This is a genomic window from Halomonas sp. E14 (assembly GCF_052568415.1).
The window spans coordinates 573808-590205 of the sequence record NZ_CP199423.1; the positions used below are offsets into that span (position 1 = coordinate 573808).

General features: G+C 66.7%; 14 protein-coding genes and 1 pseudogene. 13 read left to right on the forward strand and 2 right to left on the reverse strand.

The window, feature by feature from the left end:
- Positions 1 to 9: 9 nt before the first annotated feature.
- Positions 10 to 630, reverse strand: coding sequence for an IMPACT family protein (locus ACT7B3_RS02625; protein WP_445156759.1), 621 nt, complete (start codon positions 628 to 630; stop codon positions 10 to 12).
- Positions 630 to 1112 (reverse strand): LexA family protein, encoded by a 483-nt coding sequence (locus ACT7B3_RS02630; protein WP_444678469.1) that lies wholly within the window; start codon positions 1110 to 1112, stop codon positions 630 to 632. Before ACT7B3_RS02630 ends, ACT7B3_RS02625 begins: the two co-directional genes overlap by 1 nt.
- 208 nt (positions 1113 to 1320) lie before the next feature.
- Here ACT7B3_RS02630 and ccmA point away from each other — a divergent pair, with 208 nt between their 5' ends.
- The 13 genes and pseudogenes from ccmA (at position 1321) to ACT7B3_RS02695 (ending at position 16351) form a co-directional block, all read left to right on the forward strand.
- Positions 1321 to 1965, forward strand: a complete 645-nt coding sequence (gene ccmA / locus ACT7B3_RS02635) for a cytochrome c biogenesis heme-transporting ATPase CcmA (RefSeq protein WP_445156760.1) — start codon at positions 1321 to 1323, stop codon at positions 1963 to 1965.
- A complete protein-coding gene (gene ccmB / locus ACT7B3_RS02640) occupies positions 1952 to 2689 on the forward strand; it encodes a heme exporter protein CcmB (protein WP_445156761.1) in 738 nt (245 codons plus the stop codon). The genes ccmA and ccmB overlap by 14 nt, the downstream gene beginning before the upstream one ends.
- 13 nt (positions 2690 to 2702) lie before the next feature.
- Positions 2703 to 3443 carry a heme ABC transporter permease gene (locus ACT7B3_RS02645; protein ID WP_445156762.1) on the forward strand — a complete coding sequence of 247 codons (741 nt, stop codon included), beginning with the start codon at positions 2703 to 2705 and terminating at the stop codon, positions 3441 to 3443.
- Positions 3443 to 3682 carry a heme exporter protein CcmD gene (ccmD, locus tag ACT7B3_RS02650; protein ID WP_445156763.1) on the forward strand — a complete coding sequence of 80 codons (240 nt, stop codon included), beginning with the start codon at positions 3443 to 3445 and terminating at the stop codon, positions 3680 to 3682. Before ACT7B3_RS02645 ends, ccmD begins: the two co-directional genes overlap by 1 nt.
- On the forward strand, positions 3672 to 4184 hold the full coding sequence (gene ccmE / locus ACT7B3_RS02655; protein ID WP_444678467.1) for a cytochrome c maturation protein CcmE: 513 nt from the start codon (positions 3672 to 3674) through the stop codon (positions 4182 to 4184). Before ccmD ends, ccmE begins: the two co-directional genes overlap by 11 nt.
- 12 nt (positions 4185 to 4196) lie before the next feature.
- Positions 4197 to 6218: a heme lyase CcmF/NrfE family subunit gene (locus ACT7B3_RS02660; RefSeq protein WP_445156764.1), complete on the forward strand. Its 2022-nt coding sequence runs from the start codon at positions 4197 to 4199 to the stop codon at positions 6216 to 6218.
- Positions 6215 to 6745 carry a DsbE family thiol:disulfide interchange protein gene (locus tag ACT7B3_RS02665; protein WP_444678466.1) on the forward strand — a complete coding sequence of 177 codons (531 nt, stop codon included), beginning with the start codon at positions 6215 to 6217 and terminating at the stop codon, positions 6743 to 6745. The genes ACT7B3_RS02660 and ACT7B3_RS02665 overlap by 4 nt, the downstream gene beginning before the upstream one ends.
- Positions 6736 to 7209, forward strand: coding sequence for a cytochrome c-type biogenesis protein (locus ACT7B3_RS02670; RefSeq protein WP_444678465.1), 474 nt, complete (start codon positions 6736 to 6738; stop codon positions 7207 to 7209). Before ACT7B3_RS02665 ends, ACT7B3_RS02670 begins: the two co-directional genes overlap by 10 nt.
- Positions 7206 to 8432, forward strand: coding sequence for a c-type cytochrome biogenesis protein CcmI (gene ccmI / locus ACT7B3_RS02675; protein ID WP_445156765.1), 1227 nt, complete (start codon positions 7206 to 7208; stop codon positions 8430 to 8432). The genes ACT7B3_RS02670 and ccmI overlap by 4 nt, the downstream gene beginning before the upstream one ends.
- 5 nt (positions 8433 to 8437) lie before the next feature.
- On the forward strand, positions 8438 to 11932 hold the full coding sequence (smc, locus tag ACT7B3_RS02680) for a chromosome segregation protein SMC (protein ID WP_445156766.1): 3495 nt from the start codon (positions 8438 to 8440) through the stop codon (positions 11930 to 11932).
- A gap of 223 nt (positions 11933 to 12155) precedes the next feature.
- Positions 12156 to 13916 carry a cell division protein ZipA gene (gene zipA, locus ACT7B3_RS02685; protein ID WP_445156767.1) on the forward strand — a complete coding sequence of 587 codons (1761 nt, stop codon included), beginning with the start codon at positions 12156 to 12158 and terminating at the stop codon, positions 13914 to 13916.
- A 104-nt stretch (positions 13917 to 14020) separates the two neighbouring features.
- Positions 14021 to 16015, forward strand: a pseudogene (gene ligA / locus ACT7B3_RS02690) (NAD-dependent DNA ligase LigA); the annotation flags it as partial.
- Between the two features lie 66 nt (positions 16016 to 16081).
- The gene (locus ACT7B3_RS02695) at positions 16082 to 16351 is read left to right on the forward strand and encodes a YheU family protein (protein ID WP_010630056.1); all 270 of its coding nucleotides are present in this window, start codon (positions 16082 to 16084) and stop codon (positions 16349 to 16351) included.
- The last annotated feature ends 47 nt before the right edge of the window (positions 16352 to 16398 follow it).

Consider the following 16398-nt stretch of genomic DNA (forward strand, 5'->3'; position numbering starts at 1 on the left):
GGAGTCTCTTCAACGGGAGTCGAGGCGGGCGAGGCGCCCGCGCAGCCGGGTGGCGAGGGGTTGCAGGTCGACCTCGACGTCACTCGGCCAGGCGGCTGTCAGTACCACGCCATCGCTGAGATAGGCGGCTCCGTCAACTGGAGCGTCGTAAGCAGCCAGCCAGGCGCGGGCCTCGGCTTCGCCGGCGAAATCGACCTTTAGCCGCACGGGCAGACGCTCCACCACTTCACGGCAGGCCAGCCCCTCGAGCGCCTGGCTTACCGCCTGGGCATAGGCGCGGGCCAGGCCGCCGGTGCCGAGCTTGGTGCCCCCGAAGTGGCGGGTCACCACGCAGCCTACCTGGCCGATGCCGGCCCCTTCCAGTACCTGGTACATGGGGCGCCCGGCAGTGCCGCCGGGTTCACCGTCGTCGGAAAAGCCGATGGCGTTCTGCTCGCCCGGCGGGCCGGCGATGAAGGCGCTGCAGTGGTGGCTGGCATTGGGGTGGGTTTGCCTTGCTGCCGCCAGCAGGGCTTCGAAGGCGGCCACGCTCGGAGCGTGACAGAGCCAGGCGATGAAGCGGCTGCGCTCCACCTCGGTCACGCTCTCCTGCCACTTGCCCTCGGGCAGGTCGGGGGCCGGGTAGCGCATCAGTGTGTCAGCTCGCGCCGCCCGTCGCGCTGGCGTACCACACCCATCACCATGCCGAGCACCTGGATGTCGCTGTTCTTGAGGAAGATCGGGGCCATGCTCTCGTTGGCCGGCTGCAGGCGAACGCCGCTCTTCTCTATATAAAGCTTCTTCAGCGTGACCTCCTGCTGGTTGATCAGCACCACTGCCGTCTCGCCGTTCTCGGCGCTCTCCTGGCGTTCGATGATGATCACGTCGCCGTCGTGAATATTGCAATCCACCATCGAATTGCCGCGCACGCGCAGCGCGTAGGTATTGCGCCGAACCATGCAGGCGGGGGCCTGGATGGTATCGCCGGTGGGGCAGGCCTCGATGGGCAGGCCCGCGGAGACGTCGCCCAGCAGCGGCACGTCGACCAGCTGGGTGGCATCGATACTTGCCCAGGCGGTGGCTATCGGCAGGCTGGGGCGCCGTTGTAGGTACTGCACGGAAAGCGGCGGCATGGCGGTTTCCCCTCTCGTCGCGATGAAGACTGTCAAAATATACAGTCTTCTTGTATCTTATCAGTCGTACGCCGACTGACAAGTTCCCGGCCTCAACGCAAGCGTTGACCTGCGACAAGGAGGGCTTCGTGCGGCGTCGGGTTTGCTAGCAGCCAAAAACCATTCAGTGTAGCATTTCCCTAGAATTTACCATTCCTGGAGAGTGCCATTGAGCCTGCGGCTGCAAGCGCAAAGCCTGGCCTGTGAACGTGACGATCGTTGGCTGTTCCGGGGGCTGGATCTCGATATACGTGGCGGTGAAATCGTGCGTGTGGAAGGTCCGAACGGCAGTGGCAAGACCACCCTGCTCAAGATCTTGTCCGGCCAGCTGTCGGACTACGAAGGCGAGCTCTTCTGGGGCGAGCGCCCCATGCGCCAGGCGCGTGAATCCTTTCTGACCAATCTTCTCTACCTTGGGCATGCGCCCGGGGTGAAGGCGGCGCTGACCCCGTTGGAAAACCTGGCCTGGTACCAGGCGCTGGCCGGCCAGCCGGTCGACGAGCAGGCGCGTCTTGCCGCGCTGGAAGAGGTCGGGCTGGCTGGCTTCGAAGATGTTCCCGCAGGCCAGCTTTCGGCGGGGCAGCAGCGCCGGGTGGCGCTGGCGCGGCTCACCCTCACCCCCTGTTCGCTGTGGGTGCTCGATGAACCCTTCACTGCCATCGACCGTGATGGCGTCCAGGCGCTGGAACAGCGACTGGTCCTGCATGCCCGTCGGGGAGGCTGCGTGCTGGTGACGACCCACCACGAGCTCACGCCTTGCCCCGAGCTGCGCCGCATTCGCCTTGGTGAAGGAGGGCGCGATGAAAGCCACTGACGGCTCGATGCTGGAAAACGTCATGCTGAGCTGCGAGGAACCCCGCGGTGGATTGGCTGTCGCAGTGTGGGCAACGCTCAAGCGTGATCTGGTGCTGCTGATGCGGCGGCGCAGCGAAGTGCTTAACCCGCTGGTTTTCTTCGCGATCGTGATCACCCTTTTTCCCATTGGCATCTCGCCAGATCCGGCCCTGCTGGCGGCAATCGCGCCAGGCCTGCTGTGGGTGGCGGCGCTGCTGGCAGCCCTGCTGTCGCTGGACAGTCTGTTTCGTGCCGATTTCGATGACGGCTCGTTGGAGCAGCTGCTGCTGACGCCTCAGCCGCTGCCGTTGCTGGTGCTGGCCAAGGTGGCCGTGCACTGGCTGCTGACCGGGCTGCCGCTGGCGCTGATGGCGCCCTTGCTCGGGCTCATGTTGGCGCTGCCGGCGGGCAGCTACGTAGTTCTTGCGGTTTCACTGGCGCTGGGCAGCGCCAGTCTCAGCCTGATTGGTGCCATCGGAGCGGCGCTGACGGTGGGGCTGTCACGGGGAGGCGTGCTGCTCTCCCTGCTGGTACTGCCTCTTTACATTCCGGTGCTGATCTTCGGTGCTGGAGCCGTGCAGGCGGCCATCTTCGGCGATGGCGTGCTGGCGCATCTATCAATTCTCGGCGCGCTGCTGGCGCTGGCCTTGATCTTTGCACCCTTGGCAATCGCGGCATCGCTGCGCATCAGTATCAACGGTTGAGAGGTTGACGGGCATGTGGGCCTTCATTAACAAGTTGCGTTCCCCCAAGTGGTTCTATGCCATCAGCGCTCGGCTTCAGCCCTGGTTCTGGGCAGCGGCACTGATCCTCATCGTCACGGGCACGGTGTGGGGGCTGGCCTTCGCGCCGGCCGACTACCAGCAGGGCAACAGCTTCCGCATCATCTACGTGCACGTGCCGGCGGCCTTCCTGGCACAGTCGATCTTCGTCTCAATGGCGATGACCGGGTTGGTGTTCATGGTGTGGAAGATCAAGATCTGCGACATGGCCGCCGCCGTGATGGCACCGCTGGGCGCCGCCATGACCTTCGTCGCGCTGTTTTCCGGCGCAGTGTGGGGCGTGCCGACCTGGGGTACCTGGTGGATGTGGGACGCCCGCCTCACCTCGATGCTGATCCTGCTGTTCCTGTACCTGGGCGTGATCGCCCTGCGCGGCGCCTTCGCCAGCCGCGACAGCGCCTCGCGCGCCGCCTCGGTGCTGGCCATGGTCGGGGTCATCAACATTCCGATCATCAAGTACTCGGTGGACTGGTGGTACACCCTGCATCAGCCGGCCACCTTTACCGTCACCGGGCGGGTCGGCATGCCGATGGAAATGTGGCTGCCGCTGCTGATCATGGTGCTGGGCTTCTACAGCTTCTTCATCGCCTTTACCTTGATGCGCACTCGCAGTGAGATCCTGCGTCGCGAATCCAATAAGCACTGGGTCCGGGAACTGGCCGAGGAGACTCCGTGATGGCTTTCGACTCCTTTACCGAATTTTTTGCCATGGGTGGCCATGCCCCCTATGTCTGGGCGTCCTGGGGCGTTACCGCGGTGCTGCTGCTGGGCCTCGTGCTCCACGCGCGCGCCGAGCGTCGCCAGCTGCTGCGCCAATTGAAGCGCCGGATGCGCCGCGAAGACCATCAGTCCAGCCGCGCCATGGGCGCGGTCCAGATTCAAACTAGCAGGGGTGGAAACGCCAATGACGCCTAAACGTAAGCAAAAACTGTTCATGTTCCTGGGGCTGGTCTCACTCGCGGCTATCGCCGTGGGGCTGACCCTGTATGCGCTGCGCGCCAACATCAATCTGTTCTTCAGTCCGATCCAGATTGCCGCAGGCGATGCGCCGTTCGACCGCCAGATCCGTGCGGGTGGCATGGTGCGTGAAGGCAGCGTCTACCGGAACCCCGACAGTCTCGACGTCGAGTTCGTGGTGACCGACTACGTAGAAGACGTGCGCGTTCACTACAGCGGCATCCTGCCCGACCTGTTCCGCGAAGGGCAGGGCGTGGTGGTAGTGGGCCAACTGCAGCAAAGCGGCTACATCAAGGCCGACCAGGTGCTGGCGCGCCACGACGAGAACTACATGCCGCCCGAAGTTGCCGATGCGCTGGAAGCGGCGGGCTATTCTCCTGCGGACTTCCAGGCCAAGGCTGCCAAGGTGGCCAAGCGTGTCGAAGAGCGCGAGGAACAGGAAGGCGCAAGCCAGTACTAAGCCGGAGCTTCCATGCTGATTCAGATGATCCCCGAGGTCGGCCATTTCGCCCTGATAATTGCGCTGCTGTTCGCCGTGACGCAGTCGGTGCTGCCGCTGGCCGGCGCCGCGCTGCGCCGGCCGCTGTGGATGGCCTATGCAAGACCCATGGCGGCCGGGCAGTTCCTGTTCGTCGCCATCGCCTACGCGGCGTTGACGGCCAGCTACATGCTGGACGACTTCAGCGTGCTCAACGTGGCCAATAATTCCAACTCCATGCTGCCCTGGTACTACAAGTTCAGCGCCGTGTGGGGCAACCATGAAGGCTCGGTGCTGCTATGGAGCCTGATGCTGGCGGGGTGGGGCTACTTTGCCGCGCGCTATTCCCGCGAGCTGCCGCGGGACATGGTGGCCCGGGTGCTGGGCGTGCTGGGCCTGGTATGCGTCGGCTTCCTGCTGTTCATCCTGGTCACCTCCAACCCCTTCGAGCGCCTGCTGCCGCAGATGCCTCAGGACGGCGCCGACCTCAACCCGCTGCTGCAGGACATTGGCCTGATCCTACATCCGCCCATGCTCTACATGGGCTACGTGGGCTTCTCGGTGGTGTTCGCCTTCGCCATCGCCGCGCTGCTCGGTGGTCGGCTGGATGCCGCCTGGGCGCGCTGGGCACGGCCCTGGACCAACCTGGCGTGGGCCTTCCTCACGGTGGGTATCGCCCTGGGCAGCTGGTGGGCCTACTACGAGCTGGGCTGGGGCGGCTGGTGGTTCTGGGATCCGGTCGAGAACGCCTCGCTGCTGCCGTGGCTCACCGGCACCGCGCTGATGCACTCGCTGGCGGTGACCGAGAAGCGTGGCTCGTTCAAGAGCTGGACCCTGCTGCTGGCGATCACCACCTTCTCGCTGTCGCTGCTGGGCACCTTCCTGGTGCGTTCCGGCGTGCTGACCTCGGTGCACGCCTTCGCCAACGACCCCTCGCGCGGCTTCTTCATCCTGATGCTGCTTGGCATCACCGTGGGCCTGTCGCTGCTGATCTTTGCCCTGCGCGCGCCGCGAGTCAGCCACAAGGTGAGCTTCGGCTGGCTGTCGCGTGACGCGCTGCTGCTGATCAACAACATCATGCTGGTGATTATGACCGTCACCGTGCTGATGGGCACCGTCTATCCGCTGCTGCTCGATGCCCTCGACCTGGGCAAGATCAGCGTGGGTCCTCCCTACTTCAATGCGCTGTTCGTGCCGCTGACCCTGATCATGTGCATCTTCATGGGCCTGGGGCCGGTGGCGCGCTGGAAGGATACCAGCAGTAAACTGCTGATCCAGCGGCTGTGGCTCGCTGCCGCGGTGGCGCTGGTGCTGGGCATGGCGCTGCCGCTGATCTTCGCCGAGCGCTGGAGCGCGGCGGTGGCGATCGGCCTGATCGCCGCGCTGTGGATCGTGCTGCCCATGTTCCGCGACCTCTACGACAAGACCCGCCACGCCAGCTCACTGGGCGCCGGGCTCAAGAAACTGTCGCTGGCCTACTGGGGCATGCAGCTGGGTCACCTCGGCGTGGCGGTGACCATCATCGGCGTGGCGATCGTGTCGAACTACAACATCGAACGCAATGTCCGCATGAGTGTCGGCGACAGCGTCAACGTGGCCGGCTACACCTTCACCATGACCGAGCTGACCAGCCGTCGCGGCCCTAACTTCCTGGCCGACCGGGCGGTGATCGAGGTGCAGCGCGATGGCAGGAACCGCAGCTTCACCATGAACCCAGAGAAGCGCCTCTATATCGCCCGCGGCATGCCGATGACTCAGGTCGCATTGCGGCCCGGTTTCCTCCGTGACCTCTACGTGGCCATGGGCGAAGACCTCGGCGACGGCAGCTGGGCGATGCGGGTGCAGTACAAGCCGTTTGTGCGCTGGCTGTGGCTGGGTGCCCTGCTGATGGCAGCCGGTGGCGTGCTGGCCGTGGCCGACAAGCGCTATCGCCGCCTGGCCACCGCACCGGACCCCGAGAGCGAAGCCGCCCTTGCCGGCAGCCGTGACGGCAAGCCGCAGGAGGCCACCGCATGAATCGCCGCCTGCTGCTGCTATTGCCGCTGCTTGGCTTCCTGGTGCTGTCGGTATTCTTGTATCAGGGGCTGTCGCTCAACCCCTTCCATCGCGAGTCGGCGCTGATGGCGCGTGACTTCCCGGAGTTCGACCTGCCGACCCTGGAGGACCCGGATCGCCGCGTGGACCGCTCCCTGCTGCAGACCGGCGAGATGACGCTGGTCAATGTCTGGGGCGAGTGGTGCCCGGAGTGCAAGCGCGAGATGCCTCAGCTGCTGGATCTGGCAAGCCGCGGCATCCGCATGGTCGGGATCAGCTGGAAAGATACCCGCGATAAGGGGCTCGGCTTCCTCGAAGAGTTCGGCAACCCGTTCGAGATCAACATCTTCGATCCCGACAACGAACTCGGCTTCGAGCTGGGCGTGTTCGGCGCTCCCGAAACCTTCCTGGTGGATCGCGAAGGCATCATCCGCTACCACCATACGGGCTATATCTCGGCCCAGGACGTACGTGAACACATCCTGCCGGAGGTGCAGAAATGGCAGTGATCCGTTGGGCCTTGCTGGCCCTGCTGACCATGCTGGTGGCGAGCTCGGTTCAGGCCGCCGCCATCGAAGTGCGTGAATTCGACGACCCGGTGCTGGAACAGCGTTATCGTAGCCTCACGGCTTCGCTGCGCTGCCCCACCTGCGAGAATCAGGCCATCAACGACTCCGACGCGCCGGTCTCGGGCGACATGCGCGACCGCGTCTACTTCCTGCTCCATGAAGGTGTCTCCGACATGGAGATCCGTGACCACATGGTCGAGCGCTTCGGCAACTACGTGCTCTACAACCCGCGCCTTGAAGGCCGCACCTTCCTGCTGTGGGGCCTGCCTGCCGGCCTGGTGGTGGCGGGTGCCGTGCTGGTCGGGCTGGTGGTGCGGGCCCGTCGCAATGCCTCGGCGCGTGAGCTGAGTGCCGACGAGCGGGCTCGGCTGGATGCATTAATCAATCGCGGGAGACCCGAATGATCGAGCTATGGGTAGCCTTTGCCCTCCTGCTGCTTCCGGCCCTGTGGCTGCTGGTGGCACCGCTGCGGCGCGCACGCCTGGTGCACGACGCCCAGCGCGATTTTGAAGCCAACGACAAGTCCACCGAGCAGAACGTGGCCATCTACCAGCGGCGCCTGGCATCACTGGAGGCCGCGCTGGAGCGCGGTGACATCGACGAGGCGCGCTACGCCGAAGATCGTCTCGATCTCGATCGTAGCCTGCTCGAGGACGCCGAAGACCAGGTACGCAGGCCCCTGCATTCGCCGGCCTCCGGCCGTTTGGCGGTGCCGATCGTGGCCCTGGCGGTGGTGATCGGTGCGGTAGGCTGGTATCTGCAGCACGGCGCCGAGGACGACCTGATCCTCTACGACGTCTTCCAGACCAGCGACTCGCTGCCGATGCTGATGCAGCGCCTGGAAGGGGAGGCGCAGCGCCAGCCCGGCAACCCCAACATCTGGGCCACGCTCTATCCGATCTATCGTGATTCGGGTCAGGGGCCGGCCGCGCTGAATGCCCTGGAAAACCTGATCGCGATCGAAGGCCGGGTGCCGACGCTGCTGGCCCAGAAGGCGCAGCTCAAGTTCTTCATGGCCGACCGCAGCATGACCGATGAGGTCCAGGCCCTGGTCGATGAAACGCTGGCGTACAACCCCAGCGAGCCGACCATCATGGGGTTGCTGGGCGTGCTGGCATTCGATGACGAAAACTACGAGCAGGCCATCGACCACTGGCGTCGGGCCATTGCCGGCATGCCGGACTCTGGCTCGGCCGAGGCGCTGCGTGAAGGCATCCGCGTCGCTCAGCAGCGGCTGGGCGTGGCGCCCGAGCAGATGGAACCGGTGGCGCATGGCCCCGGCGTGCACCTGCAGGTGAGCCTCGACGAGCGCCTGCAAGGGCTGCTGGACGACGACACCCGCGTGTTCATTGTCGCCCGCGACATGGCAGGCGAGCTGCCGCCGCTGGCGGTGGCCCGGGTCACCCTGGGCGACCTGCCGACCACGCTGATCCTCGACGACCGCCACGCCATGTCCGCCGATGCCAGCCTGTCCCAGGTGAGCGAAGTCCGCCTGCTGGTGCGCGTCTCCAAGAGCGGGGGCACCACGCCGGAGGTCGGCGACATGTTCACCGACCTGGAGGGGGTGACAGTCGGCGACGTTGAAGGCGAACCTGTGGAGATCGTGATCGACCGCGTCATCGAGTAGCCGGGATGCGCCTGACCTCGATTCGCCTAAGCGGCTTCAAGTCCTTTGTCGATCCCGTCACGGTGCCGTTCGATGGCAACATGACCGCCATCGTCGGCCCCAACGGCTGCGGTAAATCCAACATCATCGACGCCGTCCGCTGGGTCATGGGCGAATCTTCGGCCAAGACCCTGCGCGGCGAATCGATGACGGATGTCATCTTCAACGGCTCCACCGCGCGCAAGCCGGTGGGGCAGGCTGCCATCGAGCTGCGCTTCGACAACAGCGACGGCACCATGGGCGGCCCCTATGCCCAGTACGCCGAGCTTGCGGTCAAGCGCCAGGTCTCCCGCGACGGCCAGTCCAGCTACTTCTTCAACGGCCAGAAGTGTCGCCGCCGCGATATCGCCGACCTGTTCCTCGGCACTGGCCTCGGCCCCCGCTCCTACGCCATCATCGGCCAAGGCATGATCTCGCGCCTGATCGAGGCACGTCCCGAAGAGCTGCGTGCCACGCTCGAAGAGGCTGCCGGCATCTCCAAGTACAAGGAGCGCCGCCGCGAGACCGAGAATCGCATGCGCCGTACCCGCGAGAACCTCGAGCGACTCGAGGACATTCGCGACGAACTCGACAAGCAGCTCGAGCGCCTGCGCCGCCAGGCGGAGGCCGCCCGTCGCTACCAGACCCTCAAGGCAGAAGAGCATCGGCTCAAGGGCGAGCTGGCGCTGCTGCGTGGCCGCGCCCTGCGTGTGCGCCAGGGCGAAGAGGAGCGGCGGGTGCGCGAGCTGGAAACCGCCGTCGAGCGCGAGGTGCTGGGACTGCGCCAGTGCGAGACCCGGCTGGAAGAAGCGCGGGCCGACCACGACAGCCTGGCCGAGACGCTCGAGGCGTGTCAGGCACGCTTCTTCGAGACCACCGGCGCCATCGCCCGCCTCGAGCAGAGCCTGGAGCACGCCCGCAGCCGCGAAGGGCAGCTCGCCCGCGACCTGGAAAGCGCCCGCCAGGAGCTGGCCGAGCTCGACCGCCTGGGCGAACACGACCACGACCGACTGCTGCGGCTCGACGAACGCCTGGTGACCCTGGTGCCGGAGCAGGAGGAGGTGGCCGAACAGCTCGCCGAGCTCGAGGCGATGCTGGAGGAGGCTGCGCCCGAGGCCGAAGAGGCCGAAGAGGCATTCGAGCGCTTCAGCGAGCAATGGCGTGAGGCCAGCCGCGAGGCCGAGCGCAGCCAGGACCGGCTGCGCGAACTCGAGAGTCGCCTGGCTCGGCTCGAGGTCGATGCCCAGCGGCGCCGCCAGCAGCAGCAAGAGCTTCCCGACCTGGCGGAACTTACCGCCCGGCGCGATGAGCTCGCGTCACGTCTGGAAGAGCTCGGCCTGGCCCAGGAAGAGGTCGAAGCGCGCCGAGCGGCGCTTCAGGGCGTTCGCGAGGCGGCCCGTGACGCCACCGCCGTACAGGAGCGCGAGCGCGAGGCCGAGCGCGCCCGGCGCAGCGCGCTGCAGGGCGAGCTGGCTTCCCTCGAAGCGCTGGTCCAGGCCGCGCTCGGCGATCCGGATGGCGCCCTGAGCGAGCACCTGGCAGGTCATGTTCTGCAGGAGCTGCCGCGGCTGGGCGAGTCGCTCGACGTCGACCCCGGCTGGGAGGCCAGCATTTCCTGGGTGCTGGCGCCCTGGCTCAAGGCCCGCCTGGCTGCCCCGGAAATTTTTCGTGCGGCAAGCGAGGCACCGCCCGCCGAGCTGGGCGCGCTGTCGCCCCAGGCCGAGGCGGCCTTCGCCCCGGCTAGCCTGGCCGCCAAGGTGCGCGGCGCCGGCGCCGCCGCGGCCTGGCTGGCGCCGATCCGCTGCGTGGACAGCAGCGACCAGGCCTGGGCCGAGCGTGCCCGACTGGGCGAGGGGGAGAGCCTGATCACCCCGCAGGGCCTGTGGCTAGGGCGTGACTGGGTGCGTCATCGCGGCCAGGGCGCCGGGCCGGATGCGCTGCTGGTCAGCCGGCGTCGTCTCGCGGAGGCGCGTGATGAACTCGATGAGATCGAGGCGCGCCTGGCTGCACGCGAGCTTGCCATCGAGGCCGAGCGGGAGCGCGCCGAGCAGGCCGAGCGTGACCTCGAGGCAATCCGCCAGGAGGAGCGACGCCTGGCCGGCGAGCAGCAGCAGTTGGCGGCGCAGGAGGGTGGCCTGGCCAGTCGCCTGGAGCACCTGCAGGGGCGTGCCGGCGAGCTGGCCGAGGAGCTGGCGGGCCTCGACGAGGCGCGTGAGGAGACACGCCTGGCCATCGAGGAGGCCCGCGAGCGCTGGCAGCAGGCTATGGCGAGCCTGGAGAAGGGCGCGGAGCAGCGCGAACGGCTTGAGCGCGCCCGCAGCGCTGTCCGTGAGCGTCTGGCGGGACTGCGCGGACGCCAGCGCCCGCTGCAAGAAAAAGCGCAGCAGTTGGCCCTGGAGCACCAGCGTCTCGCCACCGAGCGTGCCGGCCTGGCCGAACAGCAGGGTCGCAGCGGTGATTCCCGCGCGCGCCTGCTGGCTCGCTGCGAGGAGCTGACCGAGGCGCTCGAACACTTGCGCGAACCCGACGAGGAGCAGCGCGAGCGGCTCGACGAGCTGCTGCACCGGCGCGAGGGCGATGAGCGTGCGCTCAACGAGGCCAGGGCGCGCGCCGCGGAGCTGGTCGAGCGGCTGCGCGAGGACGAGCTGGCGCGGCAGGGCCACGAGCGCAGCCTGGAAGGCATCCGCGAGCGGCTGCAAGAAGCGCGGTTGCAGGTGCAGGCACTGGCGCTGAAGGCCGAGACCCAGGATGAACAGCTGACCGAGCTTGGCCATCAGGTCGCTCTGCTGGAGACCGAGCTCGACCCCAACGCCACCGAGTCGGCCTGGCAGGTGCGGCTAGAAGAGGTGGGCGAGCGGGTGCGTCGGCTGGGAGCGATCAACCTGGCCGCCATCGAGGAGTACGACCAGCAGGCTGAGCGCCGTGACTACCTCAAGGCCCAGCAGGCCGAACTCAACGAAGCGCTGGAGACGCTCGAGCGTGCGATCCGGCGCATCGACCAGGAGACGCGTAGCCGTTTTCGCGACACCTTTGAGCGGGTCAACCAAGGGCTGCAAGCGCTTTTCCCGCGGGTCTTCGGCGGCGGAACCGCATGGTTGACGCTGACCGGGGAGGATTTGCTCGATACGGGTGTGGCCATCATGGCCAGGCCGCCCGGTAAGAAGAACAGCACCATTCACCTGCTCTCGGGTGGCGAAAAGGCATTGACGGCACTATCGCTGGTCTTTGCTATCTTCCAACTCAACCCGGCACCTTTTTGCATGCTCGATGAAGTCGATGCGCCGTTGGATGATGCCAATGTCGGTCGCTATGCCAGACTAGTTAAGGATATGTCGGACACGGTTCAGTTCATTTACATTACGCATAATAAAATTGCGATGGAGGCCGCCGAAAGATTAATGGGCGTAACGATGCAGGAACCGGGCGTTTCACGGCTGGTGGCGGTAGGTGTCGAAGAGGCGGCAGCGCTAGCCGAGGCCTGACACCCTTGAAACTCACAGGCAAACGCGATATCAGAATGCACGTCATAGTCTAATTGCATACGGCTAGTGCAAGATGACAGGGAAAGGCGCAGGGTCGATTGACTCTCAAGCGAGAATGCCGGGGCTTGACAAACAAAAACAGTGGCCCTTTTTTTGGCGATCGCGCTATGCTGTTTACGGACATTCAACCGGCATGGCGCCCTAGTGATAGGCAAGACGACCCATGGAACTTAGAGAATGGCTGATCATTCTGGGGCTGGCTCTGGTGACCCTCATCGTCATTGATGGGGTGCGTCGCCTGAAACGCCAGCGCCGAGTGCCCCGCCTGGACCAGGTAGGGGAAAACAACCACCTCAGTGGACAGGGTGCCACTGCCGAAGACGAGGGAGATCCCAACTGGGAATTGCCTAACGGCGGCGCACGCGTCGTCAGCCCTGCCAAGTACGATGTAAAGGCCAAGCCGAAGCTGGAGCGCCAGGAGCATCCTGGGCCTTCGCGCGTGCTGGCCGAATTCAAGGAGAGGCCGGACCCTTCGCCTGTCACGCATTCCGAGCCTGCGGCAGCGACACGCAGCAAGCCGGCCGTACACGCATCGACAGGTGCAGCTGTCAAGGCGGCGCCGGACGCCGTGGCCGCCGCGCTGCGGTCGGGTGCCGCAACCCCGGCCGACGCTGCGTCTGCAGCGGCGGTAGAAAAGCCGAGCCCCGCGACCGATCCGGCACCCGCCAAGCGCGAGACCGAACGCAGCGAGCCGACCCTGGCCGACCTCCCTTCGCATGACGCTGCGCCTCCGGCCAAGCCGATCGAAGTCGAAAGCGCAAAAATCGAACGCGACGAGATACAAAGCGCTGCGGCCGAACGCGACGCCGTTGCCGCACGCCAGGCATCGACCTCCGCCGCCGAACCCGCTGCGACCAAGACCACGGCTACAACGGCCGAGTCGCCGCAGCCCACCAGCACCCAGCGGCGCGAGCCGGTGCTTTCTGCCCTTGACGACGAACCAACCCTGGCGGCAGCGGACGAGCCGCTGATGGCAGATCCCGAGGATCACGACGAGCTGCACGATGAAGACGAGCGCTACCGCCTGGTCGATCTCGAAGGCATGGGCGACTCGATCAAGAGCAGCTCGCGCCGCATGGGCCAGTCGGTGCAGCGCTTCGGCCTCTCCATGCAGCAGCGCATGGCCAAGCGCCGTGAGCAGAAGCGCGAGGAAAAGGCGCGCCGCGAGAAGGAGCGCGCCGAGAAGGCCGCCCGCGAAGCCGAGCGTCGTCGCGTAGAGGCCGAAGCCCAGGCCGCCCGGGATGCCGAGCGCCGTCGCCTGGAAGCCGAGGTCATCGACCTTGCCGATGACGATGATCCGCTGTTCGCCCCGTCGCGCCCGCGCTCCGCCGAGTTCGAGCATGCCGCCTACGGCGAGCCGGCCGCTCCGCTGCCTGAAGCCATCAACGACGATGACGACGTGGTACGCGCCCACCCGACCCTGGCGCGTGCGCTACGCCACAACGTCAACGCCGAGCGGGCGCGCGAGACGCTGAGCCAGGCCGACGAGATCATCGTCATCAGCGTGCTGTCGCGCGACGAGGAGGGCTTCTCGGGCGGGGCGCTGCTCAACCTGATGCTGGCCTGCGGCTTGCGCTACAGCAGCGAGATGGGCATCTTCCACCGCTTCGAGACCGAGAACCCCGACAGCGAACTGCAGTTCTCGATGGTCAACGTGCTCAAGCCGGGCACCTTCCCGATCGAAGCGATGGACGAGTTCCGTACCCCGGGCATCACTCTGCTGATGCCGCTGCCCGGCGCGCTGGATACCGCCGCGGCGTTCGAAGCCATGGTTGAGACCGCCATGGTCATCGTGCGCAACCTCGGCGGTGAGCTGAAGGACGAGAACCACAGCGTGATGACGGCCCAGACCGTGGAGTTTGCTCGCCAGAGAGTGAAGGAGTTCGAGCGACGCAACCGCCTCAACCGCTATCAGGTGAACTGACGCCAAGCCGACAAGCAGGCAAGGCGGCCCCGACAACCCCGTGAGCGATCACGGGGTTGTCGTGTTAGTGGCTGCCACCATTCAACACGAGACCTAGCCGATCCATGAACCAGCCAGACCAGGACACCCTCGACGAGATCGCCCGGCTGCGCGCCGAGCTCGATGACGCCAACTATCGCTACTACGTGCTCGACGAGCCGCACCTCACCGACGCCGAGTACGACCGTAAGCTGCGCCGCCTGCAGGAGCTGGAGCAGGCCCATCCCGAGCTGGTGACGCCCGACTCGCCGACCCAGCGGGTGGGCGCGCCGCCGGACACCGGCTTCCCCGCGGTTGAGCACGCGGTGCCCATGCTGTCGCTGGACAACGCCTTGAACGAAGAGGAGCTCGAAGCCTTCGTCAAGCGGGTGGCGGAGCGGCTGGAAATCGACTCCGAGACGATCCGCTTCTGCTGCGAGCCCAAGCTCGACGGCGCCGCCGTGTCACTGGTCTACGAGCGCGGCGTGCTGCTCAGCGGCGCGACCCGTGGCGACGGGCGCACCGGCGAGGGCATCACCTCCAACCTGCGCACGCTGCGCTCGATCCCGCTCAAGCTGCGTGGCGACGCTCCCGAGCTGCTCGAAGTGCGCGGCGAGGTGATCATGAGCCATGCGGGCTTCGAGCGGCTCAACGAGCGCGCCCGGGAAGAGGACGGCAAGGTGTTCGCCAATCCGCGCAACGCAGCGGCGGGCAGCCTGCGCCAGCTCGACCCCGAGATCACGGCCAAGCGGCCGCTGGAGTTCAGCGCCTACCAGGTGGCGCGTATCGAACCGGCTCCGGGCGATGCCAGCCACAGCGAGCTGATGACGCACCTCAAGGCCTTCGGCTTTCGCACCAGCAGCCTGCTGGAGGTGGTCAGCGGCAGCCAGGGCGTCGTCGACTACTGCCGGCGGCTGGGCGAGCGGCGCGACGGCCTCGGCTACGACATCGACGGTGCGGTGATCAAGGTCGATGACCTGCGCCTGCAGCGCGAGCTGGGCTTCGTCGCCCGGGCGCCGCGCTGGGCCACGGCGTTCAAGTTCCCCGCCCAGGAGGCGACCACCCGGCTCAACGACGTCGAGTTCCAGGTCGGTCGCACCGGCGCGATCACCCCGGTGGCGCGCCTCGAGCCGGTCTCGGTGGCCGGGGTCACCGTCTCCAATGCCAGCCTGCACAACGCCGACGAGATCGCCCGCCTCGATGTCATGATCGGCGACAGCGTGGTGATCCGCCGCGCCGGCGACGTCATTCCCCAGGTGGTGCGGGTGCTGCCCGAGAGGCGGCCCGCCGACGCGCGCGAGATCGTTTTTCCCGAGCGCTGTCCGGTGTGCGACGCCGAAATCGAGCGCCTCGAAGGGGAGGCGGTAGCGCGCTGCTCGGGCGGACTCTACTGCGCTGCTCAGCGCAAGGAGGCGCTCAAATACTTCGCCTCGCGCCGGGCCATGGACATCGACGGCCTAGGGGAGAAGCTGATCGACCAGCTGGTCGAGCTCGACTGGGTCAAGACGCCTGCCGATCTGTTCCGCCTCGATGCTGAACGCCTGGCCACGCTGCCGCGCATGGCGCAGAAGTCCTCCGAGAAGCTGGTGGCGGCGCTGGAGAAGGCCAAGAGCACCACGCTGCCGCGCTTCATCTTTGCCCTGGGCATTCGTGAGGTGGGCGAGGCCACGGCGGCCAACCTGGCCCGCCACTTCGGCACCCTGGACGCGCTGATGGAGGCCGAGCAGGCCGACCTCGAAGCGGTAGCAGACGTTGGCCCGGTGGTGGCCGCTCACGTGCATACTTTCTTCCGTCAGCCGCATAATCGCGAGACCATCGAGGCCCTGCGCGAGCAGGGCGTGAACTGGGCCGAGGAAACCATCGGCGAGCGGCCCCAGCCGCTGGCGGGGCAGACCTGGGTACTCACCGGTAGCCTGGAGAGCATGACCCGCGACGAAGGCAAGGAGCGGCTGCAGGCGCTGGGGGCCAAGGTGGCCGGCAGCGTCTCCAAGAAGACCACCGGCGTGGTGGCCGGCGAGGCCGCCGGCAGCAAGCTGGCCAAGGCGCAGGAGCTGGGCGTCGAAGTGCTCGACGAGGCCGCTTTCCTCGAACGGCTGGCGGCCTGGGAGCGCGGCGAGGGCGCGCCGGACAGTGAAGGGGAGCCGTTCATGAGCGGCCGTTTCATCGAAGTACCCTACCGTATGCTGCCGGGCGAGACGCTGGATGCCCTGCTGGAGGCCTTCGTCACCCGCCAGGGCTACGATACCACTGACACCGGCGAGGGCATGCGCGGCTGGGTCGCCGAGCTCAAGCGTCAGCTGGAGCGCGGCGAGCTGCTCATCGCCCACGACCTGCAGACCGAGACCACCGAGGTGATGACGCTGGCCCAGTGGCGCGCCTTCGGCCGCGACCTGGCCGACGACGAAGAGGAAGGATAGGCGGCCGACTCGACTAAGGATGAGTGCCGCCGCGGCGGAACATCGGG